18 protein-coding genes and 1 tRNA gene are annotated in these 24,261 nt (G+C 40.2%); 9 read left to right on the forward strand and 10 right to left on the reverse strand.

The genetic code is table 11. The features are described 5' to 3' along the window. Positions 1-24 precede the first annotated feature (24 nt). The 7 genes from QRD02_RS02680 to QRD02_RS02710 all read right to left on the reverse strand — a co-directional run bounded on the left by QRD02_RS02680 (position 25) and on the right by QRD02_RS02710 (position 11,051). The gene (locus QRD02_RS02680; protein ID WP_290253350.1) at positions 25-1,821 is read right to left on the reverse strand and encodes a chloride channel protein; all 1,797 of its coding nucleotides are present in this window, start codon (positions 1,819-1,821) and stop codon (positions 25-27) included. Between the two features lie 42 nt (positions 1,822-1,863). After that, the gene (aspS, locus tag QRD02_RS02685; RefSeq protein ID WP_290253351.1) at positions 1,864-3,636 is read right to left on the reverse strand and encodes an aspartate--tRNA ligase; all 1,773 of its coding nucleotides are present in this window, start codon (positions 3,634-3,636) and stop codon (positions 1,864-1,866) included. Between the two features lie 124 nt (positions 3,637-3,760). After that, positions 3,761-7,435: an efflux RND transporter permease subunit gene (locus QRD02_RS02690; RefSeq protein WP_290253352.1), complete on the reverse strand. Its 3,675-nt coding sequence runs from the start codon at positions 7,433-7,435 to the stop codon at positions 3,761-3,763. Next, the gene (locus QRD02_RS02695) at positions 7,422-8,615 is read right to left on the reverse strand and encodes an efflux RND transporter periplasmic adaptor subunit (RefSeq protein ID WP_290253353.1); all 1,194 of its coding nucleotides are present in this window, start codon (positions 8,613-8,615) and stop codon (positions 7,422-7,424) included. The genes QRD02_RS02690 and QRD02_RS02695 overlap by 14 nt, the downstream gene beginning before the upstream one ends. Before the next feature lie 20 nt (positions 8,616-8,635). Beyond that, the gene (locus QRD02_RS02700; protein WP_290253354.1) at positions 8,636-9,013 is read right to left on the reverse strand and encodes a four helix bundle protein; all 378 of its coding nucleotides are present in this window, start codon (positions 9,011-9,013) and stop codon (positions 8,636-8,638) included. 54 nt (positions 9,014-9,067) lie between these two features. Further along, complete coding sequence (locus QRD02_RS02705; RefSeq protein ID WP_290253355.1) at positions 9,068-10,447, reverse strand: TolC family protein; 1,380 nt, start codon at positions 10,445-10,447, stop codon at positions 9,068-9,070. Then, positions 10,440-11,051 carry a TetR/AcrR family transcriptional regulator gene (locus QRD02_RS02710; RefSeq protein ID WP_290253356.1) on the reverse strand — a complete coding sequence of 204 codons (612 nt, stop codon included), beginning with the start codon at positions 11,049-11,051 and terminating at the stop codon, positions 10,440-10,442. Before QRD02_RS02710 ends, QRD02_RS02705 begins: the two co-directional genes overlap by 8 nt. Before the next feature lie 156 nt (positions 11,052-11,207). Between QRD02_RS02710 and QRD02_RS02715 the strand changes: the two genes are divergently transcribed. From QRD02_RS02715 to odhB, 3 genes are all read left to right on the forward strand, one after another. Beyond that, positions 11,208-12,182 (forward strand): polyprenyl synthetase family protein, encoded by a 975-nt coding sequence (locus QRD02_RS02715; RefSeq protein WP_290253357.1) that lies wholly within the window; start codon positions 11,208-11,210, stop codon positions 12,180-12,182. A gap of 303 nt (positions 12,183-12,485) precedes the next feature. Then, entirely contained in the window at positions 12,486-15,257 is a 2,772-nt protein-coding gene (locus tag QRD02_RS02720) for a 2-oxoglutarate dehydrogenase E1 component (protein ID WP_290253358.1), read from the forward strand. A 145-nt stretch (positions 15,258-15,402) separates the two neighbouring features. Further along, positions 15,403-16,728: a 2-oxoglutarate dehydrogenase complex dihydrolipoyllysine-residue succinyltransferase gene (gene odhB / locus QRD02_RS02725; protein WP_290253359.1), complete on the forward strand. Its 1,326-nt coding sequence runs from the start codon at positions 15,403-15,405 to the stop codon at positions 16,726-16,728. A 286-nt stretch (positions 16,729-17,014) separates the two neighbouring features. Here odhB and QRD02_RS02730 read toward each other — a convergent pair whose 3' ends face one another. The 3 genes from QRD02_RS02730 to QRD02_RS02740 form a co-directional block, all read right to left on the reverse strand. Continuing rightward, the gene (locus QRD02_RS02730) at positions 17,015-17,653 is read right to left on the reverse strand and encodes a response regulator (protein ID WP_290253360.1); all 639 of its coding nucleotides are present in this window, start codon (positions 17,651-17,653) and stop codon (positions 17,015-17,017) included. After that, positions 17,650-19,569: an ATP-binding protein gene (locus QRD02_RS02735; protein ID WP_290253361.1), complete on the reverse strand. Its 1,920-nt coding sequence runs from the start codon at positions 19,567-19,569 to the stop codon at positions 17,650-17,652. The genes QRD02_RS02730 and QRD02_RS02735 overlap by 4 nt, the downstream gene beginning before the upstream one ends. Before the next feature lie 160 nt (positions 19,570-19,729). After that, a complete protein-coding gene (locus QRD02_RS02740) occupies positions 19,730-20,164 on the reverse strand; it encodes a retropepsin-like aspartic protease family protein (protein WP_290253362.1) in 435 nt (144 codons plus the stop codon). Positions 20,165-20,213: 49 nt separating this feature from the next. Between QRD02_RS02740 and QRD02_RS02745 the strand changes: the two genes are divergently transcribed. The 6 genes from QRD02_RS02745 to QRD02_RS02770 all read left to right on the forward strand — a co-directional run bounded on the left by QRD02_RS02745 (position 20,214) and on the right by QRD02_RS02770 (position 24,257). Beyond that, positions 20,214-20,978: a TatD family hydrolase gene (locus QRD02_RS02745; RefSeq protein ID WP_290253363.1), complete on the forward strand. Its 765-nt coding sequence runs from the start codon at positions 20,214-20,216 to the stop codon at positions 20,976-20,978. A 14-nt stretch (positions 20,979-20,992) separates the two neighbouring features. Further along, positions 20,993-22,021: an asparaginase gene (locus tag QRD02_RS02750; RefSeq protein ID WP_290253364.1), complete on the forward strand. Its 1,029-nt coding sequence runs from the start codon at positions 20,993-20,995 to the stop codon at positions 22,019-22,021. Positions 22,022-22,173: 152 nt separating this feature from the next. Beyond that, positions 22,174-22,261: transfer RNA gene (locus QRD02_RS02755), tRNA-Ser, on the forward strand. 119 nt (positions 22,262-22,380) lie between these two features. Further along, positions 22,381-23,190, forward strand: coding sequence for a MotA/TolQ/ExbB proton channel family protein (locus QRD02_RS02760; RefSeq protein WP_290253365.1), 810 nt, complete (start codon positions 22,381-22,383; stop codon positions 23,188-23,190). Between the two features lie 12 nt (positions 23,191-23,202). Beyond that, on the forward strand, positions 23,203-23,628 hold the full coding sequence (locus QRD02_RS02765; RefSeq protein WP_290253366.1) for a hypothetical protein: 426 nt from the start codon (positions 23,203-23,205) through the stop codon (positions 23,626-23,628). Beyond that, positions 23,628-24,257, forward strand: coding sequence for an ExbD/TolR family protein (locus QRD02_RS02770; protein WP_290253367.1), 630 nt, complete (start codon positions 23,628-23,630; stop codon positions 24,255-24,257). The genes QRD02_RS02765 and QRD02_RS02770 overlap by 1 nt, the downstream gene beginning before the upstream one ends. Positions 24,258-24,261 lie beyond the last annotated feature (4 nt).

A 24,261-nucleotide genomic window follows, 5' to 3' on the forward strand; every position in this document is an offset into this window, starting at 1 on the left:
CCACTGGATATCTTGGGCGTTCTGTTATTTTCCGGAAAAATCGATCAGTTTTCTTCGGTACGCTGTTAGTAATTTTGATTTCGAAACAAAGCCGTAATAGGCCCCATTCTTAATCACAGGAAGATTCCATGCCGCGGTATCCTGAAATTTTTTCATTACTTCGGTCATTTTATCCTTATCCAGATCAATCAGGCCCGGCGGACTGTTCATAAACTCTTTTGCCTTAATTTCCTTATAGAGTTTTTGGTCGAACATTACAGGCCGCAAATCATCCAATAGAATTATTCCTTCCAAAGCGTTTGTCTCCTTGTTTAACACGGGAAAAAGATTTCTCTTTGATTTTATTACAGCTTGGTGCACAATATCGCCGAGATCCATTTCAGGATATATAGCGATAAAATCGCGCTCGATTACGGTGGTAATGTCCATTAATGTTAATACCGCGTGATCTTTATTATGTGTTATAAGGTCACCTTTTCTTCCCAATTCCATTGCATAAACAGAATGGGGAATGAAATGTTTGGTGAGCGAAAAGGAAATGGCTGCAGTAATCATTAGCGGAATAAAAAGTTCATAGCCACCGGTTACTTCCGCAATTAAGAATATGGCGGTTAATGGCGCATGAAGCACTCCGGCCATTAAGCCCGTCATTCCAACCAATGTAAAATTACTTTCGGAAACCGGGTTGTTAAGTATTCCAATATTATTTAAAATCTTGGCAAAACAGTTGCCCATGAGGCTCCCCATAAAAAGAGTTGGTGCAAAAATTCCGCCCACGCCTCCCGCTCCGAAAGTGAGCGCGCTGGCAATGATTTTAAAAATTACCAAGCCGGCCAAAAGCAGAATTACCACCCAAATACTGGAAAGATCCAAATTAAAAAAATTGTTCTCCAAGGCGGCTTTGGGATTGCCTTGCACGAGATTGTTTATAACATCAAACCCTTCGCCATAAAGAGGCGGGATAAAATATACCAAAATTCCAAGACCGATGCCGCCGATTAACAAACGTTTGGTGGGACTTCCTATTTTTTCAAAGAAATCCTGAATTTTGGTGTACATTTTTGTGTAATAAATAGAAACCAGGGATGCCACCAAACCCAATAAAATATAGAAAGGAATATCGTTAATTTCGAACTTATCTGAAACTTTGAATGGAAGTAAAATATCGGTTCCCAAAAAAAAATAGGAAGTGGTAATGGCCGAAACGGAGGCCAGGAGCAAAGGCACCATGGAAGCCAGGGTAAGGTCCAAACTGAAAACTTCCACCGCAAAAATAATGGCGGCAATGGGTGCTTTAAAAATTGCGGACATTGCGCCGGCCCCTGCACAACCAATCAATAAGGTGCGCGTGGCTTGATTCATATGAAAAATTCGGGAAAGATTGGAACTTAAAGCGGCTCCCGTTGCCACCGTGGGACCCTCGAGACCCACCGACCCCCCAAAACCAACGGTAATGGGTGCCGTAATCAAACTGCCGAACATTTGGAACGGCCGCATAAGGCCCTTACGTTTGGAAATCGCAAATAAAGTGGAAGGTATTCCATGGCTTACCTTGTGACGGATTATTAGCCGCATTATAAGCATTACTATAGTGAGGCCAATAAGTGGGAAAATAAAATAGAAGGCTGTTTGATAATGGGCAATTAAATTTCCCTCTAAAAGCTGTTGGATTAAATGAGTGAAATTTTTGAGAATTACCGCGCCTGTTCCGGCGAGCAGACCCACCACTATGCTTAAAATTAGCACGAATTGTTTGTGGGAAATATGTCTAATTCTCCAAATAAGAAACCGCGTAAGTAAATTCCGTTTTTGTGTTGGCATCTTTAAAGCTATTAAAAAATCCCGCTTTAACGGGATTTTTCATTAGGATTTTATAACAACATTTAAATGTAGCTCATCCAATTGCTTATGGTCAATGGGCGCGGGCGCATCGATCATAACATCACGGCCGGAATTGTTTTTTGGGAATGCAATAAAATCGCGGATGGTTTCCTGTCCTCCCAAAATGGCAACTAGTCTGTCCAGACCAAAAGCAATTCCCCCGTGCGGTGGTGCGCCGTATTGGAAGGCATCCATTAAAAATCCGAACTGCGCTTTTGCTTCTTCGGGTGTGAAACCTAAATAATCAAACATTAACGCCTGTGTTTTTTTGTCGTGAATACGAATTGATCCCCCGCCGATTTCATTTCCATTTAAAACTAAATCGTAAGCATTTGCTTTTACTTCGCCGGGATTTGTGTCCAATAGCTCCAATTGTCCCGGTTTTGGGGAAGTGAACGGATGGTGCATGGCGTGATAACGGTTTGTTTCCTCGTCCCATTCCAAAAGTGGAAAATCAACAACCCAAAGTGGGGCGAATTCATTGCTTTTTCTTAAACCGAGTTGTTCTGCCAAGTACATTCTCAATGCGCTCAATTGGGTTTGTGTTTTATTTTTTTGCCCGGCCATTATCAGCATTAAATCTCCAGGTTTTGAATTGCATTTTTCAGCCCATTGCTTTAAAATTTCCTCACCAAAGAATTTATCGATTGAGGATTTTAACGTTCCGTCTGCATTATATTTTACCCAAATCAATCCTGTAGCACCAATCTGTGGGCGCTTTACCCAATCTACCAAAGCATCTATTTGCTTTCGGGTATATTCGGCACAGCCTTCTACATTAATGGCAACTACCAATTCTGCATTGTCAAAAACAGGAAATCCTTTAGGTTCAAAAGTTCCCACAACTCCCCCTTCGGTAGTTAGGGGGCAAAACTCCATTCCGAAACGAATATCCGGTTTATCATTTCCGTATTTTTCCATTGCTTCGTCATACGTCATTCTTGGAAACTCTGAAATCTCAACGCCGTTTATTTCTTTCAATAAATGTTTTGTCAACCCTTCAAAAGCGTTCAAAATATCCTCCTGTTCCACAAAGGCCATTTCGCAGTCAATTTGTGTGAATTCCGGCTGGCGGTCTGCGCGCAAATCCTCATCACGGAAGCATTTTACTATTTGGAAATATTTATCCATTCCGCCAACCATCAACAATTGCTTAAACGTTTGCGGACTCTGCGGAAGTGCATAAAACTGTCCTTCATTCATTCGGGATGGCACTACAAAATCGCGTGCGCCTTCCGGAGTGGATTTTATTAAATACGGAGTTTCAACCTCAATAAATCCTTCCTTCGAAAGATAATTGCGAACCGCCATCGCAACTTTTGAGCGGAAAATAAGATTATCTCGAACCGGTTTTCTGCGAATGTCGAGGTATCTATATTTCATTCGCAAATCCTCGCCGCCGTCGGTGTCGTCCTCAATGGTGAAGGGCGGGGTTTCGGATTGATTCAGAATAGTCAATTCAGAAACCAAAATTTCTACATCGCCGGTGGGCATGTTTGCGTTTTTGGACTCGCGCTCAATGACAGTTCCTTTTACTTGGATTACAAATTCGCGGCCAAGTTTTGTGGCTTTTTCAATTACCTCCTTTGAAGTTCTTTCCTCATCAAAAATAAGCTGGGTGATGCCGTAGCGGTCCCGAAGGTCCACCCAAACCATAAAACCTTTGTTGCGGATTTTTTGTACCCATCCTGCGAGGGTTACTTCTTTATTAATGTGTGCCGCGCGAAGTTGGCCGTTGTTGTGCGTTCTGTACATTTTCTTCTGAGAAAAATTTAGGTGGCAAATTTAATAAGTAATAAATGAATAGTTGTGAATTGATGGGATTATTATAATTTGAATAATAAAAAACCCTTTCTATTGAAAGGGTTTTTGTCAATGCTTATTCTGAAATCTGCTTCAACCGTGCTTTTTTCTGCTTTTCATCTGCAAACCTAATTTTCGCCCTGTTCAATAAATAGAACATTGTGGGCACAATTACCAACGTCAGGAATGTGGCAAAAGTAAGCCCGAAAATGATGGTCCACGATAGCGGACCCCAGAAAATGGTATTGTCGCCACCAATATAAATCTGCGGATCAAACTCGGTAAATAGCGTAAAAAAGTTGAGGTTGAAACCAATAGCTAACGGAATCAATCCCAAAATAGTAGTTATTGCCGTCAACAATACTGGGCGCAAACGGTTTTTTCCTGCCGCTATTATCAGCTCTCGGTAATCTTCGCGCGTGAGCAATTGTTCCTGTGGAATGCCGAGTTCTTCTTTTCTGCGGTCAATCAGTAATTGGGTATAATCTATAAGTACGATGGCGTTGTTCACCACAATTCCCGCGAGGGCAATGATACCCATCATCGTCATAATTACCACAAAATCCATTTGGAAAATAACCAACCCGAAGAGCACGCCAATAAAACTTAGCACAATGGCCACAAAAATGATAAACGGTTTTGAAATGGAATTGAACTGCGCCACAATAATCAAAAGAATTAATGACATTGCAATTACCAATGCCATGGAAAGGAATGCCAAGTTTTTGGCTTGTTCTTCCTGTTCGCCCGTAAAGTCATACGAAATATCCTGCGGCATTTCATAAGTTTTCATTGATCCTTCGATTTTTTGGACAATTTCAGTTGGGTTGAAACCTTCCAAAACATTGGAATAAATGGTGATTACCCTATCCAGATTTTTTCTTTTTATGGAACTGAACGTTGCGATATTCTTGGTGGTTACTAAAGAGGAAATTGGGATTGTTTTTAGATTTCCGTTGGTGTCCCTAAACGTAATATTTTGGTTGAAAAGCGCGCTTTGGTTATAACGATTTTCATCGCCAAATCGAACGAAAATATCAAAATCGTCATCGCCTTCCTTGTATGTTGAAGCGTCAAAACCGTAGATAGCGCTTCGCAAAGCTTGCCCAACCTGAGACGTGCTTACACCGAGTTCGCCCGCTTTTTTTCGGTCTACATAAACTTCCATTTCGGGTTTATTCTGGTTTACGTCCAGCTTCAATTCCTCAATTCCGGGAATGGAAAGGCTATTTATGTACGTCCGAACTTTTTCGGCTTCACTTAAAAGTTCGTCATAATCCTCGCCTTTCAATTCAAGATTAATGGCGTAACCGGCCGGAGGGCCGTTGGCATCCTTATCCACAATTACACTCACGCCGGGATAGCCCTGCACCGCCTGTCGCATTTCGGTCAAAACATCGGCGCTGCTTATCTTGTCGCCATCTTCATTATAGCGATATTTATATTCGCGAAAAAGCACAGTAACCTTACCCTTGTTGGGCATTTCATTTGAGGATGCGCCGTCTGTTTGTGGATTTCCGGCACCTTCACCTACTTGTGAAATGATGGACTCCGCCATAAAATTATATGGCTTTCCATCTTTTTCATATTGATATTTTCCCAATACATCAAACACTTGTTGCTCGATGGTTTTGGTCATTTCGTTGGTTTTTTCAATGTCCGTTCCCTCGGGATATTCAATATAAACAATAGCTTGATTTGGCTGGTTCTCCGGGAAGAAAAGTACGTTCGGAGTGGCAATGCCGAATACTATAAATGAAAGAATCAATAATCCAAAAGTTCCAAATACAAATTGATAGGCTCTACCTCCTTTTAAAGCAAACTCCAAAAATTTATGATATCTTTTTTCAAATGCCGGTAAATATTTGTACTGGAATTTACGAGATGCCGGGGTTAGAACGTATTTGAAAAACCAAAGCAAGATTGCCACGAAAACGAAAAGGTTTCCAAAGCCGGTAAGCGCTTTTGGACTTCCAACAAAACCGAGAATCAGAAACAGAACTCCAAGCGCCAAAAGGCCCAACCCTCTTTTTAATAGATAGGTTTTTTCACGGTTTCGCCAACCTCTATAGCACCAAAAAATCGCTAATAGTGTAACTATTGCTCCCAGTATTTGAAAAATAATATGCGTTTCGGTAAGTCCTGAAATAATCAGCAATATCCCAAAAATTAGGAGCGCGCTACTAAGTTTTATCAAATCGGAGCGCTTCAGTTCGCCTTCTTCGGTTTTCATAAAGGCCGAGGTGAGCATCGCATTCATCACCAGTGCTATTAATAGGGAGGAAAACAAGACTGTGGCAAGGGTAAGCGGGAAAAATATCATAAATTTTCCCATAATTCCCGGCCAAAAACCGAGCGGTAAAAAAGCCGCAATGGTGGTAGCAGTGGATGCAATAATTGGCCACGCGATTTCACCGACGCCTTGTTTTGCAGCTTCTAGTCGCGGCACGCCTTCATCCATCAAACGGTACACGTTTTCAACTACCACAATTCCGTTGTCCACGAGCATCCCCAAGCCCATTACCGTCGCGAAAAGTACCATTGTATTTAGGGTGATGTTCATTCCCAAGAAATCTCCCAAAATAGGAAGCAGCATAAAATTCAATAAAATTGAAAGTGGAATGGCAATACCCACAAAAAGTGCATTTCGGAAACCCAGGAAGAACATTAAAACCCCAACCACGAGCAATACCCCGAAAATGATACTATTCTCAAGTTCGGCAACCTGTGCCTCGGTACGGGTAGATTCGTCACTGGTTATGGAAATTTCAAGATTATCTGGAAGATATTCGCCTTTTGCTTCGTCTATTAAAACTTTGATTTTTTCCATGGCGACAATCTGGTTTTCGCCACTTTTTTTCTTTATGCTCAGCATCACCACCGGCTCGCCATATTCGCGGGCGTAGGTGGTTCGATCCTTTTCCCTAAAATTGATATTGGCAATGTCACGAAGCAAAACAACGCCACCGTCTTCTTTCACCACAACATTTTGAAGGTCCTCTGGCGCTTCAATTTCACCGATTACACGAATGTTTCTGCGCAGCCCGTTTTCAATTACGTTTCCGCCGGAAATGGTTACATTTTCATTCTGAATAGCGGCAATAATCTGGTTTATGGTGGCGTTTGCGGCGGTCATTTTGTAAACATCCACGGCTATTTCAACCTCCTTGTCCTGCACGCCCAAAAGCGTTGCTTCCTTTATTTCCGGCAAATCCTCAATTTCATCCTGTAAATCCTCGGCATAATCCTTCAGTTGTTGGGAAGGGTAATCGCCACGCAGGTTTATTTGCGCAATGGGCATTATTTCAGAAATATTTAGATCGAAAGCGTTCGGTTCTACCTTCGCTCCTCCGTCAATTGTGGGCCAATCCTGTTGTGCCTTTACGGCGTCAATCTTGTCCTTTACCTTTATTTTTGCGGCTTCGGGAGTGATGTCTTCCTCAAATTCCACGGTAATCATGGAATAATCCTGAAGTGAGTTTGAAGTAATTTTCGTTACTCCGGTAATATCATTCAATTCCTCTTCGAGCGGTTTTGTAATCAATTTTTCAACATCTTCCGCCGCATTTCCGGGGAAAACCGAACTCACGTAAATTTTTGATTCAATAACCTCCGGAAAGGATTCCCTTGGAAGATTCATATAACTCATCAATCCGCCGATGAGCACGATGGCAATGAGCACAAAGACCGTCATGCGGTTTTCGATGGCCCAGTTTGAAACGCCGAAATATTTTTTCTTAGTTTGTTCCATTAGGAAGGTTGTTTGTGGTTTCTTTGATTTTTACGGCAGAACCATCATTTAGCGTAAGCGCGCCTTCATTCACAATAGTTTCGCCGGGTTTTAGTCCGGAAATAACTTCTACCATGCCTTCATATTTTTTTCCAGTTTCTATTTGTTTACGAACAGCTTTAGCTTCATCAGCAACTCTTTCGGTTAACACAAAAACATATTTATCGCCTTTGCTGTTTTCCTGAATGGCGTTTGCAGGGATGAGTTGGGCATTTTCTTGGCTGTAGTCATTAATCTCGAGCTTGGCTACCAAATTTGGCTTTATTGCTTTGTCCTTATTGGGAACATCAATTTCAATCTGGAAGGTGCGGTTGTTTGGATTTATGTAATTGCCTACGTTTTTCACTTGGCCTTCCACAACTTTATTTATGGCCGGAAAAGTCATTTTCACTGAAGTTCCTTTTGCAATACTTCCTAAATAAGCTTCCGGTACGGAGGCTTTTACATACATATCGCCAAGTGCAACAATTCGCATTAACGGTTGGCCACCGGGACCTACCACGGTTCCTTGTTCCGTTATAATTTCATCAATGGTTCCAGAAAATGGCGCCCTAACCGTAGTTCTGCCCACTTGGGCGCGCATTTGGTCCACCGAACTTTTGGCGGCTTCCATATTTGCTTTTGCCTGTAAGTACTGAATTTCACTACCTATTTTTTGATTCCAAAGACGCTCCTGTCGCTCAAAGGTAGTTTTTGCCAAATCGTATTGCGTTTCCATTTGAGCCAGTTGGTTTGAAAGTCCACCGTCGTCAATGCGGGCAAGGGTTTGGCCTTTGCTAACCTTGTCGCCTTCGTTCACCAAAACACGTGTAAGCACCCCTTGGTATTCGGGATAAATCAAAAGATTTTGATCAGTCTCCACATTTCCTTGGATGTCAATGAAATGTTGAAATAAAGTGTCTTTTAAGGTGAAAGTTGTTACCAGTGGATATTTTTTCAAAGTATCTTTTTCGGTAATGGCTTTTTCCAGTCGGCCCAAGACTTGAGCAATGCTGTCATAGGACTTCAACACCTGTTCTTTCTTTGCCTTCATTGCGGAAAGGTCGCCGGATTCAATAACGGCTTCAACGGAGCCGGGGTCTTTTTGGCCGCAACTTACCATTATTAAACCTGCAAATAATATTGTGATTGTAGTTTTCATTAGTTTAGAAGTTGAAAAGTTTATGAGTTTAAAGTTGATTGTGTATACTTTTTGTTGACCTGATTTTTACAAAGACCATCCGGCATTGCTGCTATTTCTGAAATGTCTTCCGTATATTTTGATATTCTTCTTCTGAAATTTTTTGATAGACTTAATTGGTTTAAAAGTTCCAAAACTGAACCATAGTAAATCTCGGTAAATCGGGATTTATCTTTATATGAATATCTGTCCGTTACCTCAGCAATATTTGACGAAATTGAAATAGAAGCTCGCTGCATCTGACTTGTAATCCCAATTTTTTCTTCTACGTCAAAATATTTGGAGCATTTATAATTGTTTATTGAAAGTCGTCGCGCCTTTTGCCGAACCTGTAATTTTTCAAATGAAAATATTCTCATCGTTTCAATTTTTCTAAATTTTTGACCTAATAAACGTTTAAACCCTTCAACTTTTTAATATTTTCCCTTTATTTCCTCCGAAGAAATGCGGAGCTGGGGAATATTTAAAATCGTTTCCAAGTTTGCCTTTTCGTTAATAATGTCCAGCATTGACTGAAAATACTGCTGTTGGGCGGTATAAAGTTGGGTTTGCGATTGCCTCAAATCGAAACTGGATGAAAGGCCTTCCATAAATTTTATCTGGTTCTTGTTTTCAACCCGCTCTGCCAATTGCAGGTTTTTTTTGGCATTTTCATATTTTTCAATTGCAAAAAGGTAATTGCTCCGTGCAGTGGTTAGATCCAGTTTTATTTGTTGTTTTGTTTGTTCAAAATCTGTTTCGGCCTGGTCCAGCGCAATTTCTGATCGTTGGGTGCGGGCGCTCCGCATTCCGCTGCTGAATATTGGCACATTTAAGCTTACGCCCAATACAGATGATTGATACCATTTTTGGTCACCGTTTAAGAAAGTGAAGTCATTGTCATTTGCTGAGGTGCCATAGTTCACAAATGCGGAAAGGCTTGGAAGGAATTTGCTTCTTTCCAGCCTCATTTCAAAATAACGCTGTTGCACCAGATTGTTGGCAATTTTATAATCTACGTTCTCTTCCATGGTCAATGCGGCGTCCAATAAGGAAAGACTAATATTTTTGTCAGCAAGTTCATTTAACGAATCGGTTAAGATTACGGGTGCTTCCACATCAATGCCCAAGGAAAGGTTGAACATTTGTTTTGCAATGGATTGACTGCGGCGTACGTTGTTCAATTGGGTGTCCAGGTCTAAAAGTGTGATTTCCAACTGTTCAACGTTTTCTTCTTCCGTAAGACCGTTTTCGAAAACTTTGCGCGTTTCATTGAGGTTATTTTCCAGAGTTGCTTTGTTCTTTTCGAAAATATCCACCAATTCCTGAGCCAACAAAACGCTTCCGTAGGCATTGACTACGCCTCTTCTAACCTCTAAACGGGTTTTTTCATTTGCGTTTTCGGAATAATCCAAAAATGCCTTTGCCGCCTTTAGACCTACCAAATAGCTTCCATCAAAAATCAATTGGTTCAACGTTGCCACGGCGTTTGCGTTTTGTCTTGTTCCGAAGGTAACCGGAACAAATGTGCCAGCCTCGCCACTTCCGAACTCTGCAGGTATAAGGGTTACGGGCTGTTTTAAATTATTGTTGTACGATATATTTCCATCAATCTGTGGCAAGCCGGTTGCGGTTGTTTCCCACTTTTGTTGCAGGGCTTTTGCTATATCGCGTCGGGCATTTATGGAGGCGTAATTGCTGTCCAGTGCAAAAGTTACGGCTTCTTCCAAGCTAAATGAGTAATTTTTTGGTTGTTGAGAAAAACCAAAGGTTACGCTTAAAATTAAACTGAAGGTTGCGAGTGTTTTAATCATTTGTGTGGTGCTCTTTGATGAATTTTTTTAGGGTTAGAAAACCTTCGGCAGTAACTATGCCCCGAAGATGGTATTCAAGATATTCCTCTGTGACGAATTTTACGGGAAATTTACTTTTTGGAAATAAGCTCTGATCCTTTATTCCATGAATGCCCAAAAAGTAGAGCCTTGCCACAAAATCTGGATCCAAATTTCTTCGGTATAACCCTTGTTCGATGCCTTTTTTTACGTTTTTCCGGGTGCAATCCATCATTTTTTCGAATTGGCTTTGGTGCAATTTTTGGCTGATTTCCGGATAGTATTTTTGCAATTGGTATTGTGGCGAGGATTGGTCATCTTCAAGCCTGCGTAAAATAAATTTCTTTATTTCGAAAAGTTCCTCGATCGGGTTTTGATCCAACGAACAAATTTCATCAATACCGGTGGTAATGCTGTCCATAACGCAAAAGGTACATTCCTTTACTAATGCCGTTTTGTTTTTAAAATGAGTATAAATGGTCTTTTTGGAAATGGCCATTTCATTGGCAATATCATCCATGGTAACGCTCTTAAAACCTAATTTTAAGAATAGATCCGTGGCCTTTTGAATAATTTTATTTTTCATAATGGAGGGCAAAGGTATGTCGCGGAAACTTTTAAAACAAAAAAAGTTTCCAAAGTTTTATTTTTATTAACATAAGCTTAACGGTACAGGCATTTTGAAACAGAATCGTGTGGCCTTTTGCCAAGCTTGTTTTACTTTAGCCGAAATTTTTGCACCATGGAAATTCTGAAAAAATACAACTCTGTTCTTCAAGATTCTCTGGCCGATGCCATTGCCATTGAAGAGCCACACCAGTTATATGACCCAATAAAGTACATACTCGCCTTAGGGGGAAAGCGCATCAGACCTGCGCTTACGTTGATGACTTGTGATTTTTTCGGAAAAGATTTTAAAACAGCAATCAATGCCGCCCTGGCTATTGAGCTATTCCATAATTTTTCTTTGATCCATGATGATATAATGGACAATGCACCCATACGAAGAGGAAAAAAGACAGTGCACGAAAAATGGGATGTGAACACCGCAATCCTATCCGGCGATGCGATGCTTATTTTGGCCTATCAGTTTTTTGAAAATTATGAGCCGAAAATTTTTCAAGAACTTGCCAGGTTATTCAGCCGGACCGCTTTACAGGTATGCGAAGGGCAACAACATGATATGGATTTTGAAACCCGCGACAATGTTACCATGACCGAATATATACATATGATTGATCACAAAACTGCGGTTCTATTGGGCGCAGCAATGAAAATGGGAGCAATTGTGGCTGAAGCCCGGGATATTGATAAAAATAAAATCTATGAATTTGGAAGAAACTTGGGTATCGCATTTCAGTTACAGGATGACTATCTCGATGTTTTCGGGAATCCCGAAACTTTCGGAAAGCAGGTTGGCGGTGATATTATTTCCAACAAAAAAACTATTTTGTATTTAATGGCCATTCAGAAGGGTACCGTAGCGGAAGCTGAGGAATTGGAGCATCTTTTCAGCATAAATCCGAAGAATCCTGAGGACAAAATAGCAACCGTTCGTGAAATCTTTCTTTCATCTGGGGCCGCCCAGGCCACACGAACCGAAATTGAAAAATACAGCGTGAAAGCTTTTGCCCTGTTGCAGGAAATAGACATAACGGAGGAAAGGAAAACTATGTTCCGTAATTTTGGAAACAGTTTAATGCAAAGAAATGTTTAGCGAATTCATCAATATAAGGCCGCAAAAGCAATAGGGTAAAGGCGAGGGAAAACCTCAATACATTTCAGTTAATGGGTTTATCGCCGTCCAATAATTTCTGGATTCAGCACTCTCGAATTCCGTACTAAAAAAGAGGGATAATAATTTGCAAAATTACTTTGTCAACATGCATAAATCCAGACATTATCATTATGAATACTTTAAGATTTTCGAATTATAAATATATATGTTGAACACGGGTAGTTTGGGTAATTGTTGTATTTTTGTACCGTTTTATAAATAAGACCCATTTGTATATTTATCATGGATAAATTTTCATTCTTAAACGCGATCCATCCTTCCCAAATCGCGGAACTTTACGAGAAATATTTACAATACCCAGATAGCGTTGAGCCAAGTTGGCGCGCATTTTTCCAAGGCTTTGACTTTGGTTCGGAGAATAGTGCGCAGGAATTTTTCGGTGTTAATGAAGCTGCAGAGGCCCCAGAACTTCCAGAAGGCGCCAATTGTGAAGATGTTATTAAGGAATTTCAGGTTATAAGATTAATCGATGGTTACCGAACCCGTGGCCATCTCTTCACAAAAACAAATCCAGTTCGTGAACGCAGGCGGTATACACCAACATTAGCTTTGGAAAATTTCGGCCTATCACAACACGATCTGAAGGCCACCTTTCGTGCGGGTGAAATTATTGGTATAGGAGAAACCACGCTGGAAGAAATCATAAAACACCTGGAAAGTATTTATTGCGACTCCATCGGAATTGAATATATGTACATTCGTAAACCGGATGAAATTCAATGGATTCAACAGAAACTTAATGTAAACGATAATCAGCCTAACTTTTCCACCGAACATAAAAAACATATCCTTAAAAAATTAAACGAAGCCGTAGCTTTTGAAAGTTTTCTTCACACAAAATATGTTGGGCAAAAGCGGTTTTCGTTGGAAGGCGGTGAAAGCCTGATTCCTGCCTTGGACAGCCTAATTGAGAATGCAGCGGAAAAAGGCGTAAAGGAATTTGTGATGGGAATGGCCCACAGAGGTCGATTGAGCACATTAACCAATATTTTCGGAAAAAGCGCTAAGGATATTTTCAGCGAATTTGACGGAAAGGATTATGCTCAGGACATCTTTGACGGTGATGTGAAATATCACTTGGGTTGGACCTCAAAAAGAAAAACCCAGTCCGGAAAAGAAATTAACCTAAATATTGCTCCAAACCCTTCCCATTTGGAAACGGTGGGAGCAATTGTTGAGGGAATTACAAGAGCAAAACAGGACGATCATCATAAAGAAGAGCCAAATAGGGTCCTTCCAATTATTGTTCATGGAGACGCAGCAATAGCCGGTCAGGGTATTGTTTATGAAATAATACAGATGGCACAGCTCGATGGATATAAAACACAAGGGACCATCCATATTGTAGTTAATAATCAAATTGGCTTTACCACAAACTACTTGGATGCACGCTCCTCAATTTATTGTACTGATGTTGGAAAAGTTACCCTTTCGCCCATATTGCACGTAAATGCTGATGATGTTGAGGCAGTAGTCCATGCAATGAACTTTGCCTTGGATTTCAGAATGGAGTTTGCTCGCGATGTTTTTATCGATCTTTTGGGCTACAGAAAATACGGCCACAACGAAGGGGATGAGCCACGTTTCACGCAGCCTAAACTGTACAAGGCAATTGCCAAACACGACAACCCGAGTGATATTTATGCCAAAAAACTTATTGCCCAAGGCATTATAGATGAAGGCTATACCGATAAATTAGAGCAGGAATACAAAAACAAATTAGAGGAAAATCTCGAAATTTCAAGAAAAGAGGATAAGACCACAATCACACCGTTCATGAAGGATGAGTGGGAAGGTTACGACTATGCTGAAGAAGATAAGATGATGACGGCCGTCGATACCACTTTTGATCAAGACAAACTGGATGAAATTGCCGAAGTTATCACTAAGCTGCCAGAAGATAAAAAATTCCTCAAAAAAATAGCCAAACTGGTGGAGGCAAGACACACCATGTATTTTGAAGACAACAAGTTGGATTGGGCCATGGGAGAACTTTTGGCTTATGGCTCTTTATTAAAGGAAGGACACGACGTTCGGATGAGCGGCCAGGACGTGGAACGGGGAACCTTTTCGCACCGTCATGCGGTTATAAAAGTTGAGGACAGTGAGGAAGAAGTGATTTTGCTGAACAATTTGAAAGGAGAACAAGGAAATTTTTATATATACAATTCATTGTTATCGGAATATGGAGTAGTTGGGTTTGATTATGGATATGCAATGGCCAGCCCCAATTCGCTCACTTTATGGGAGGCACAATTTGGTGATTTCAGCAATGGGGCCCAAATTATGATTGATCAATATATTTCAGCGGCTGAAGATAAATGGAAACTTCAAAATGGATTAGTGCTGTTATTGCCCCACGGTTATGAGGGGCAAGGCGCGGAACATTCATCTGCAAGAATGGAGCGCTATCTTCAATTGTGCGCCTCGGACAACATGTTTGTGGCCGATGTTACCACTCCAGCAAACTTTTTTCACCTGCTTAGAAGACAATTGAAAACGGACTATCGCAAGCCATTGATTGTTTTTACCCCAAAAAGCTTGTTGCGCCATTCAAAGGTGGTTTCAACAAAAGAAGAAATGGCAAATGGCACCTTCCAAATGGTAATAGATGACGCAGACGCAAAAGTTGCCAAAGTAAAATCCCTGGTATTCGTTACGGGCAAATTCTATTATGACCTAATTGAAAAAAGAGAAGAGTTGGATAGATATGATATCGCCTTCGTGCGCGTAGAACAGTTGTTCCCACTACCCACCGAAGCAATGAAAAAAATCATCAAAAAGTATAAAAACGCAGATGATGTGGTTTGGGCACAGGAAGAGCCCAAAAATATGGGTGCCTATTCCCACATATTAATGCATTTTGAAGAATCAAAGAATTTTAGAGTCTGTAGCAGAAAAATGTATGCTGCGCCTGCCGCCGGAAGCACGGTCAGGTCCAAAGCACGTCATGCAAAAGTGATTGAAAGTGTTTTTGATAAGACTATGGAGTAAATTTCTTTACGGAAAATCATTAATTTTAAGGCTCCCTTTTTAAGATGAAAGAATAAAGCGCAAATCACAAAAAGTATATTGAAAGACCGCCACGAAAAACACGCAATTAAAATAGTGACCCCACGGTTGCAAAAAAGATAAAATTATGGCATTAGAAATGAAAGTCCCCTCTCCGGGAGAATCCATCACAGAAGTTGAAATAGCCTCCTGGCTTGTAAAGGATGGCGATTATGTTGAAAAGGATCAAGCAATAGCCGAAGTGGATAGCGATAAAGCAACCCTTGAGCTTCCAGCGGAGGCAAGCGGCATCATCACCCTAAAAGCAGAAGAAGGAGATACCGTTGCCGTTGGTGATGTGGTTTGCATTATTGACACCGATGCGAAAAAACCCGGTGGGCAAGATGATGAAACAGAAACCTATAAAAAACCCGGCGATGAGAGTGGCGGGGAAAACGCCGCACCAGATTTAGATAAGGCGAAAGCAAAGGAAACAGAGAAAAAGGAAAAGAAGGAAGAGCCGAAAAAAGCAGAAGCTGAAAAACAAACTCCTTCAAAATCTTCTACGCCCAATCAGGAGCAGGATAAAAAAACATACGCAACAGGTTCGGCTTCACCCGCCGCAAAGAAAATCCTAGACGAAAAAGGAATGGATTCCAAAGATGTAAAAGGAAGTGGCCGCGACGGTAGAATAACAAAAGAAGATGCTGCCAGCGCAACCCCGTCAATGGGAACGCCAGGTAAAGGTAGTCGCGGTAGCGAACGCAAAAAACTTTCTATGCTTCGCCGGAAGGTAGCGGAGCGATTGGTAACTGCAAAAAATGAAACGGCAATGCTCACCACTTTTAATGAAGTGGATATGACCGCAATTTTTTCACTTCGCAATCAATACAAAGAACAGTTTAAGGAAAAGCACGGGGTGGGCCTTGGGTTTATGTCCTTCTTTACCATGGCTGTGGTGCGGGCACTTGATCTTTTCCCAGATGTGAATTCCATGATTGATGGCGATTACATGATTACCTATGATTTTAAGGATATATCAATAGCAGTTTCGGGTCCCAAAGGCTTAATGGTTCCGGTTATCAGAAATGCTGAGAATTTAAGTTTTAGAGGAGTGGAAGATGAAGTAAAGCGACTTGCAATTAGGGCTCGCGATGGCCAGATTACTGTGGATGAGATGACCGGTGGCACCTTTACTATTTCCAATGGAGGAGTTTTTGGGAGCATGCTCTCTACCCCAATTATCAATCCTCCTCAATCGGCAATTTTAGGAATGCATAACATTGTGGATCGAGCAATTGTTCGCGATGGTGGAATAGTGGTTGCGCCAATAATGTACGTAGCCCTTTCATATGATCATAGAATTATCGATGGACGGGAATCCGTCGGGTTTTTAGTGGCTGTGAAGGAAGCCTTGGAAAGTCCTGAAGAATTACTTATGAATAATGATGTTAAGAAGGCCTTAGAGCTATAAACCAAAATACGAAATAAAAAATCCGGCAAGTGCCGGATTTTTTTTGGTTAGCTAGGAAACATCTTATCAGCTAAAAAAAATAGTATTAATCAAATTGAGCAACAAAACCAATACTACTGAAACAGTAATTACTATAACTCCTGGTTTATAAGAAGTTGTAGTATTGTTGTAATCCTTCTCTTTTTCTTCTATATAAACTGTTTCTTTCATAATGTAAATATCCGGCTTTATATAGAATTATCAAATACGTGGTAACACGTAAATTTATTCCGCCATAAATATTTCTCTATAGCAGTTTTTCATGATGCTCTTTTGCCCAGATAAGTAGACTGTTGGTTTTAGGCTCGATATTAAGTTTGGTAATTATATTGCTTCTGTGTTTTTCAACGGTTCGATAGGATATGAAAAGCTGTGAGGCTATTTCTTTATTGGTTTTGTCCTGCGCTATTAATTTTAAAATCTTTTTTTCCGAAGGGGTAAGCGTATTCAATTCCCCGTCATCAACAAAAACAACACCTATCAATTCCTTTATTTTTTCGCTAAAGAAAGGATTGCCTTCGGTTACTGTCTTGATGCAATTCTCGATCTCTTCAAGCGCAAATTCCTTTAGGATATACCCGAATATATTTAGTTCCTGTGCTTTTTGATAGAGGTCTTTTTCTTTATGGAGGGTTATCAAAACAATTTTGGTCTGAATGTCCAGGCCTTTGCATTGTTGGGCAATTTCAAGGCCGGACATATATGGCATTTGAATGTCCAAAATCGCGATATCCGGCTTTTTTTTGGCAATGAGGTTATATGCCTCACGGCCGTCCTTGCCACTCCCTAACAAGTTGTAGCCTTTTTCAATTAAAAAGTCGCTGAGGCCTTTCAATAATAAGGGGTGGTCGTCTGCAATAATGATGGATGGTGTAGTGTTGTTCATAATGGAAATTGAAATTCTATCACGGTGCCGGTGTCCTTTTTAGAAATTACTTTCATTTGACCTTTGAGGAATTTGGTTCTTTCTAATAACGTTTTTAGCCCCAATGATTTTACGTCCTGATATTTTTCTGAAAAATCAAATCCCACGCCATTGTCCCGAATGGAAATGAGGATATTGTTAGTGAATTTTTTCACGGAAACCTTTCCCGCCTCGGCGTTCGCGTGTTTTAGTATATTGCTCAAACTTTCCTGGATGATGCGATAGATGTTTACTTCATCTTCCTTGGAGAATATGTTGTCAATGTTGTCTATTTCTGCCGAAATGAAAAGCGTGGTGTTCTCATCTATCATATTTATGGTGTATTCAATCGCTTTTGTGATGCCGAGCTCTTGAAGTTGAAAAGGGTGCAAGTCCCGGGAAATTGCGCGAACCTCTTCAATGGTATGGTCCACCAATTGTTTGGAATCTTCATCACCGCTGGCCATAAGCTTGTTTTTTATAACTAATAACTGTTGCCCGATACCGTCGTGCAGATCTTTCGAAATTCTACGACGCTCACTTTCTTGGGAAATTAATAGTTCTTGGCTAAATTTTTCCTGTAGAATTTTGTTGCTTCTTAAATGGCGCTGATTGCGGAAAAGCAGGATCAACCCGAAGCCCAAGAGTATGGCTATGCCGCCAAAGAGCATTGCTTTTTTAAAACTTTCGTTATCCTTTTCGAGCAAGCTTATATTGGTGGATTTTTCAACCAGTTCCTTTTCTTTTTTCTCAGTTTCATAAAGAGTTTGGTAATAGGCTAAGGCATTAGCGGTACTTCGGTTATAAATAGAATCCTTGATAGCGTTGGAGGCTTGGTTGTTTTCCACGCTTTTTTTGAATTCTCCCATATCAAAATATAGTTCTGCCAAAAAGGAATAGGAACTCATTATTTCATCCTCAAGGCCTAAAGTTTTGGCAGCGGCAAGTTTTTCTTCGGCAAGCGCCAATGCTTCGTCCAGTTTTCCGGTGGTTTGCAGATATTTAGCCTTTCCGCCCAAATAATTCAGTGTTGCGGACGGATTTCCCGCAAGGTCATATTCTAAACTTTCAATTAGTTCCAAGTGTTTTTTTGCTTCAATTAGCTGGTTGTGCTCACAATAATATTCGATCAATCTGGAATGTATACCTATGAATAATGATTGGTTGGTGTTGTTCTTTTCAAAATTTTTATCGGCTATAAGCAATGATTTATATTCTAATTCGCGTTTCCCCATTTTTTTATAATCCAGTGCCTGATTATAATATTCATTAGCTAGAAATCTGTTTAATCCCAAAGCCTTCATTTTTTTGATAAGTGCCTTGCGCTCTGCTTTTGCCTTTTCATAGAAACCATTCATGCTGAACATGCTGATGATGCCTTGCTGGGCATACACCATATAATCATATTCCTCTTTGTCCTCATAAATTTTGAATGCTTTTGTAAAATCATCTCCCGCCAAAACAAACCTTCCCAAATTTGAATATGCCTGCCCTCTGAAAAGATAGGTGTCCGCAATGTTAAGGGAGTCATTTTTTGAAAAATTTTCCAGCGCCATGTTATAGTCTTCTATGGCTTTTTTAAAATCTACTTTCGTATTGGCCTTGCCACGTTTAATATAAAGACCGCCCAACAATAGGCTGTCCTTGATTTTATATTTTCGGGCCAGCACACTATTTATTATTGTAATTGCATTTAACGGGTCATTGGCATAGGTAGTTAGCGGAAACTGAAGGTTCATCGCTTTTTTGGCCGCGGCTTCAATGCTATCCATTTCTTGGGCTAGTGCAATATACTGCATACTATATTTTATAAAAGCAGCAGTGTCAGTTTTAAAAGTAAGGGATAACAAACTATCCAGAGCTTGCAGACTTTCTGTTTCGTTTTTGGCTGAAACCAATTTTTTTTGATAAAACGAAATGTCCTGACAATTTCCAGAAGAGGTGGAAAAGAATATAATTAATAATAAAAGTCCTATATTTTTTAGCACAAAGGAAACATTTCAGATGAAGTTAAAAGTACTTAATTTATTGTAAATAAACCATATCAACAGCTCCAATCTATTTTATATAGAAGCAATTTCGGCCATAATCGATTACGGCCCGATGGTGTTTCAAAAAATCTGCGCCAATAATTCCGTGAACAGGACCTTCATTTACCTGCGCCAATGCCTCATTAACATGGGAAAGATCAAAAAGCACAAAATCCATGTTTTTTATTTCCCAATGTTGAATCTTAAAAGCGTTGTTCCGGGATAGCATTGTTTCCATATTTATAGCCCCTGCACCGGCTGCTTTTATAATGCTCTCTTCACTAATCAACAGAAAATGTGCGCTATGCTTGAAACCGACACAGCTGGTGGAGGCCCCGGTGTCCAAAATAAAATCGCCCAAAACTTGGTTTATTTTTGCCGAAAAAAGATAATGTCCCGTGGCTAATTTTTTAAGGGGAATTCGGAAGAAGCCTTGTTTTTCAAGAAAATTGCGTAACTGCATCAATATTTTTGTGTAAAGATAGCAAACAAAATAAGTAGCTTTGCACCCAATGTTGACCGACACACATACACATTTATATAGCAACGCATTTGATGGGGACCGCAATGAAATGATGAACCGGGCCCTAAACGCGGGAATCACCCGGTTTTTTGTCCCGGCTATTGATTCCACTTATACGCAAGCAATGTATTCGCTGGAAAGGGAGTATCCAAAAAATGTATTTTTAATGATGGGTCTGCACCCAACTTCGGTTAAGGAAAATTTTGAGGAAGAGCTGGCCCATGTGGAGCTGCAGTTCCAAGCCCGAAGGTTTTACGCGGTGGGGGAAATTGGAATAGACCTATATTGGGATAGCACCACTTTGGAAATTCAGAAAATTGCCTTTAAAAAACAGATTCAACTGGCAAAAAAATACAAACTCCCCATTGTGATCCATTGCCGGAATGCCTTCGATGAAATTTTTGAGGTTCTGGAAACCGAAAAAGCAAACGACCTTTTTGGCATCTTTCACTGTTTCACCGGAACATTCGAACAGGCAGAGCGGGCCATATCCTATAATATGAAATTAGGTATTGGCGGCGTAATTACTTTTAAAAATGGAAAAATTGATACTTTTTTAGAAAAAATTCCATTAGAGCATATTGTTCTGGAAACCGATTCGCCTTATCTGGCGCCTGTACCGTATCGGGGAAAACGCAATGAGAGCAGCTATATGGCATTAATTTCTCAGAAGGTTGGAGAAATTTATGGTATCTCCCATAATGAATTGGCACGCATAACCACAGAAAATTCCAAGTCCGTTTTTGGAATATAGATAGTTTAATGATTATGAAAAAAAAACCCAACATTTTACTCATTTACACCGGAGGCACCATCGGAATGATCAAGGATTTTGAAACGGGAGCACTTCGCAATTTCAACTTTAATGAGTTGTTGAGCTACATTCCCGAACTTAAATTGTTGGACTGCAACATTACTACCACTTCTTTTACAAATCCGATTGATAGTTCCAATATGAACCCCAAATATTGGATGGATATTGCCAAAATTATTGAATCCAATTATGAAAGGATGGATGGATTTGTAGTGCTTCATGGCAGCGATACTATGAGCTATACCGCTTCCGCATTAAGTTTTATGTTGGAAAATTTGAGTAAACCCGTAATTTTTACGGGCTCGCAACTACCCATTGGTGATTTGCGTACGGACGCGAAAGAAAATTTGATTACTTCCATCCAGATTGCCTCGCTTCAGGAAAAAGGCGTTTCAAGAATCGCAGAGGTCGGTCTTTATTTTGAATACAAACTATATCGGGCCAACCGTACCACAAAGATCAATGCGGAGCATTTTGAGGCCTTTGCCTCTCTCAATTACCCTGAATTGGTACAGAGCGGCGTAAATTTAGTGGTTAACGATGAATCGCTTTACAAACCAAATCGAAAAAAGAAACTAAAGGTGCATACGAATTTGGAAAGTAATATAGTATTGATAAAGATGTTTCCGGGGATGGATGAAAAAACTATAGAATATCTTTTTGATTTTCCCGATATGAAAGGATTGGTGCTTGAAACATATGGCAGTGGTAATGTTACGAATGCCCAATGGTTTATTAGTTCCCTAAAAAAGGTTATAAAAAAAGGCATACCTGTTATCAATGTTACCCAATGTAGTGGCGGAAGCGTAAACATGGGATTATATGAAACTAGCACAGAACTCAAAAAAATGGGCGTAATCAGTGCAAATGATTGTACCACAGAAGCGGCACTGGCAAAACTGATGTATTTGTTGGGACAGAAAATTACCGCTAACAGCTTCAAAACCATATTTGAAACCTCCCTGCGTGGAGAAATGCGATAAATTTACCTGCTAAATTATTTTATGGCGTTATTTTTTTTGTGATATTTGGCACTCGTTTTATAAAAATGCCGTTCCGTCCCTAAAGGGTGTCATTTTCTAGAGATTTTTTGAAATGTACATTTGCACCTTTTAGGGTTGGGGCGTAAAATTTTAGAGAGGTGGCCGAGTGGTCGAAGGCGCACGCCTGGAAAGTGTGTATACGCCACAAGCGTATCGAGGGTTCGAATCCCTTCCTCTCTGCAATAAATCGAAAGCCTATTATCACACCCATAGCGAGTGTACTTAATATTCTTGTAGATTTACTAAATTATTTTATATCTTTAAACCTTTAACTAAAAACAAACTTTAAGTCGATAGCAATGAAAAAATTATTTTCTATTCTGGCGCTTGCCGCAATCGTTTTTGCAGGCACTTTAAACGCAAATGCTGCAACAGCGCAAACAATGCCAACCAGTTCACAAGCCTTGGTAACAGCAGCTACATTCACCATTATTCAAGATGAAGCGGCTCCCGCTGCCGATACAGATAAGGGGTTTCATCAAGAATTGAAGGAACGTTTTGTTGAAGGTGGTCCTGGATTTATGGGAATCGTGCTTTTGTGTCTTATTCTAGGTTTGGCTATTGCTATTGAAAGAATTATTTATCTTAACCTCTCTACAACAAACACACAGAAATTAGCGCAAGATGTTGAAGATGCCCTGAACAGTGGTGGAATTGACGCAGCCAAAGAAGTGTGCCGTAACACTAAAGGCCCCGTGGCCTCCATTTATTATCAAGGTTTAGATCGTGCCCACGAAGGTATTGACATTGCTGAAAAGGCGGTTGTAGCATACGGAGGCGTGCAGATGGGTCAACTTGAAAAAAATGTATCCTGGATATCCCTTTTCATCGCTTTGGCTCCAATGCTTGGTTTCATGGGAACTGTAATCGGGATGATTATTGCTTTCGATAAAATTCAGGCAGCTGGTGATATGAACCCATCACTTGTAGCAGGAGGTATTAAAGTGGCTCTTCTAACTACGGTATTTGGTTTGATTGTTGCCATCATCCTTCAAATTTTCTACAATTATATTATTGCTAAAATTGATAGCATCGTTAATAGTATGGAAGATGCTTCCATAACATTAATTGATATGCTGTTCGACTACAAACAAAAAAACAAAATCTAAACAAACCACAAGATGGCATTACATAAAATTTTAAAAATAGTAGCGTTGCTTCTTAGCGTTGCAGGGATTATATTTCTTGCAATGATCATCGTAAAAGGTGATGAGGCTGTAACCGCTACAGGTGAAGGTGTTGATGGGTTCCTATATGTGGCATATATAACGTTTGCTATTATTGTAGTATTTGTATTATTTTTTGTACTGAAAGGAATTTTCGCCGGAAATATAAAGAACACATTGATTTCAGTAGGGGCTTTTTTACTTGTAATAGTGGTAGCATATGTATTGGCCGATAGTTCGCCAATGGAAATGCAAGAGGGTGAAATGCTTTCTGAAAGCGGCTCAAAATGGGTTGGAACTGGTTTAATTGCATTCTATATACTGGCAGTATTGGCAGTAGGCGCTATGGTTTTTAGCGGAATTAAAAAAATAACAAAATAATGGCAAGAAGAGCAACACCTGAAGTAAATGCAGGGTCGATGGCTGACATCGCTTTCCTCTTGCTTATCTTTTTCTTGGTGACTACCACCATAGAAAAGGACAAGGGTATAGCACGGCAGTTACCGCCCAAAGAACCGCCAACGGACGAACAGGTAAAGATTAAGGAGAAAAACCTTTTTATCGTTAATGTTAATCGAAGCGATCAGTTACTCGTTGAAGAAAAATTAATGGAGCTTAAGGATTTACGCGAAGCAGCCATTGCATTTCTTGACAACGGAGGAGCACCAGCTGGTTCCCCCGAATACTGCAACTACTGTAAGGGTAAAAGAAATCCAGAGTCGTCGGACAATCCTGACAAAGCGGTTATATCCGTTCAAAATGACCGCCTCACCTCCTATAAAATGTACATAGCCGTTCAAAATGAACTTGTTGCTGCTTATAATTTTTTAAGGGACCGGGAATCAGAACGTCTATATGGCTGGAAATTTACCGAAATGACAAAGGATCTTGATGAAGGAAAAATAAAAGGTGAAACTGCCAAAGAAGCTTTGCAGGAAAAATTGGAGACTATTCAAAAATTATTCCCACAGAAACTTTCAGAAGCAGAACCTAAAAAATCGGGACAATAATATT

The organism is Aequorivita aurantiaca (assembly GCF_030410135.1).
Lineage (GTDB): Bacteria > Bacteroidota > Bacteroidia > Flavobacteriales > Flavobacteriaceae > Aequorivita > Aequorivita aurantiaca.

Coding starts and splice junctions, on each gene's coding strand:
- QRD02_RS02760 (WP_290253365.1), top strand. CDS start 22,381: ATGAAAAAATTATTTTCTATTCTGGCGCTTGCCGCAATCGTTTTTGCA.
- QRD02_RS02750 (WP_290253364.1), top strand. CDS start 20,993: ATGAAAAAAAAACCCAACATTTTACTCATTTACACCGGAGGCACCATC.
- QRD02_RS02680 (WP_290253350.1), bottom strand. CDS start 1,821: ATGCCAACACAAAAACGGAATTTACTTACGCGGTTTCTTATTTGGAGA.
- QRD02_RS02690 (WP_290253352.1), bottom strand. CDS start 7,435: ATGGAACAAACTAAGAAAAAATATTTCGGCGTTTCAAACTGGGCCATC.
- QRD02_RS02710 (WP_290253356.1), bottom strand. CDS start 11,051: ATGAAAAATAAAATTATTCAAAAGGCCACGGATCTATTCTTAAAATTA.
- odhB (WP_290253359.1), top strand. CDS start 15,403: ATGGCATTAGAAATGAAAGTCCCCTCTCCGGGAGAATCCATCACAGAA.
- QRD02_RS02700 (WP_290253354.1), bottom strand. CDS start 9,013: ATGAGAATATTTTCATTTGAAAAATTACAGGTTCGGCAAAAGGCGCGA.
- QRD02_RS02740 (WP_290253362.1), bottom strand. CDS start 20,164: ATGCAGTTACGCAATTTTCTTGAAAAACAAGGCTTCTTCCGAATTCCC.
- aspS (WP_290253351.1), bottom strand. CDS start 3,636: ATGTACAGAACGCACAACAACGGCCAACTTCGCGCGGCACACATTAAT.
- QRD02_RS02770 (WP_290253367.1), top strand. CDS start 23,628: ATGGCAAGAAGAGCAACACCTGAAGTAAATGCAGGGTCGATGGCTGAC.
- QRD02_RS02765 (WP_290253366.1), top strand. CDS start 23,203: ATGGCATTACATAAAATTTTAAAAATAGTAGCGTTGCTTCTTAGCGTT.
- QRD02_RS02695 (WP_290253353.1), bottom strand. CDS start 8,615: ATGAAAACTACAATCACAATATTATTTGCAGGTTTAATAATGGTAAGT.
- QRD02_RS02720 (WP_290253358.1), top strand. CDS start 12,486: ATGGATAAATTTTCATTCTTAAACGCGATCCATCCTTCCCAAATCGCG.
- QRD02_RS02715 (WP_290253357.1), top strand. CDS start 11,208: ATGGAAATTCTGAAAAAATACAACTCTGTTCTTCAAGATTCTCTGGCC.
- QRD02_RS02745 (WP_290253363.1), top strand. CDS start 20,214: ATGTTGACCGACACACATACACATTTATATAGCAACGCATTTGATGGG.
- QRD02_RS02730 (WP_290253360.1), bottom strand. CDS start 17,653: ATGAACAACACTACACCATCCATCATTATTGCAGACGACCACCCCTTA.
- QRD02_RS02705 (WP_290253355.1), bottom strand. CDS start 10,447: ATGATTAAAACACTCGCAACCTTCAGTTTAATTTTAAGCGTAACCTTT.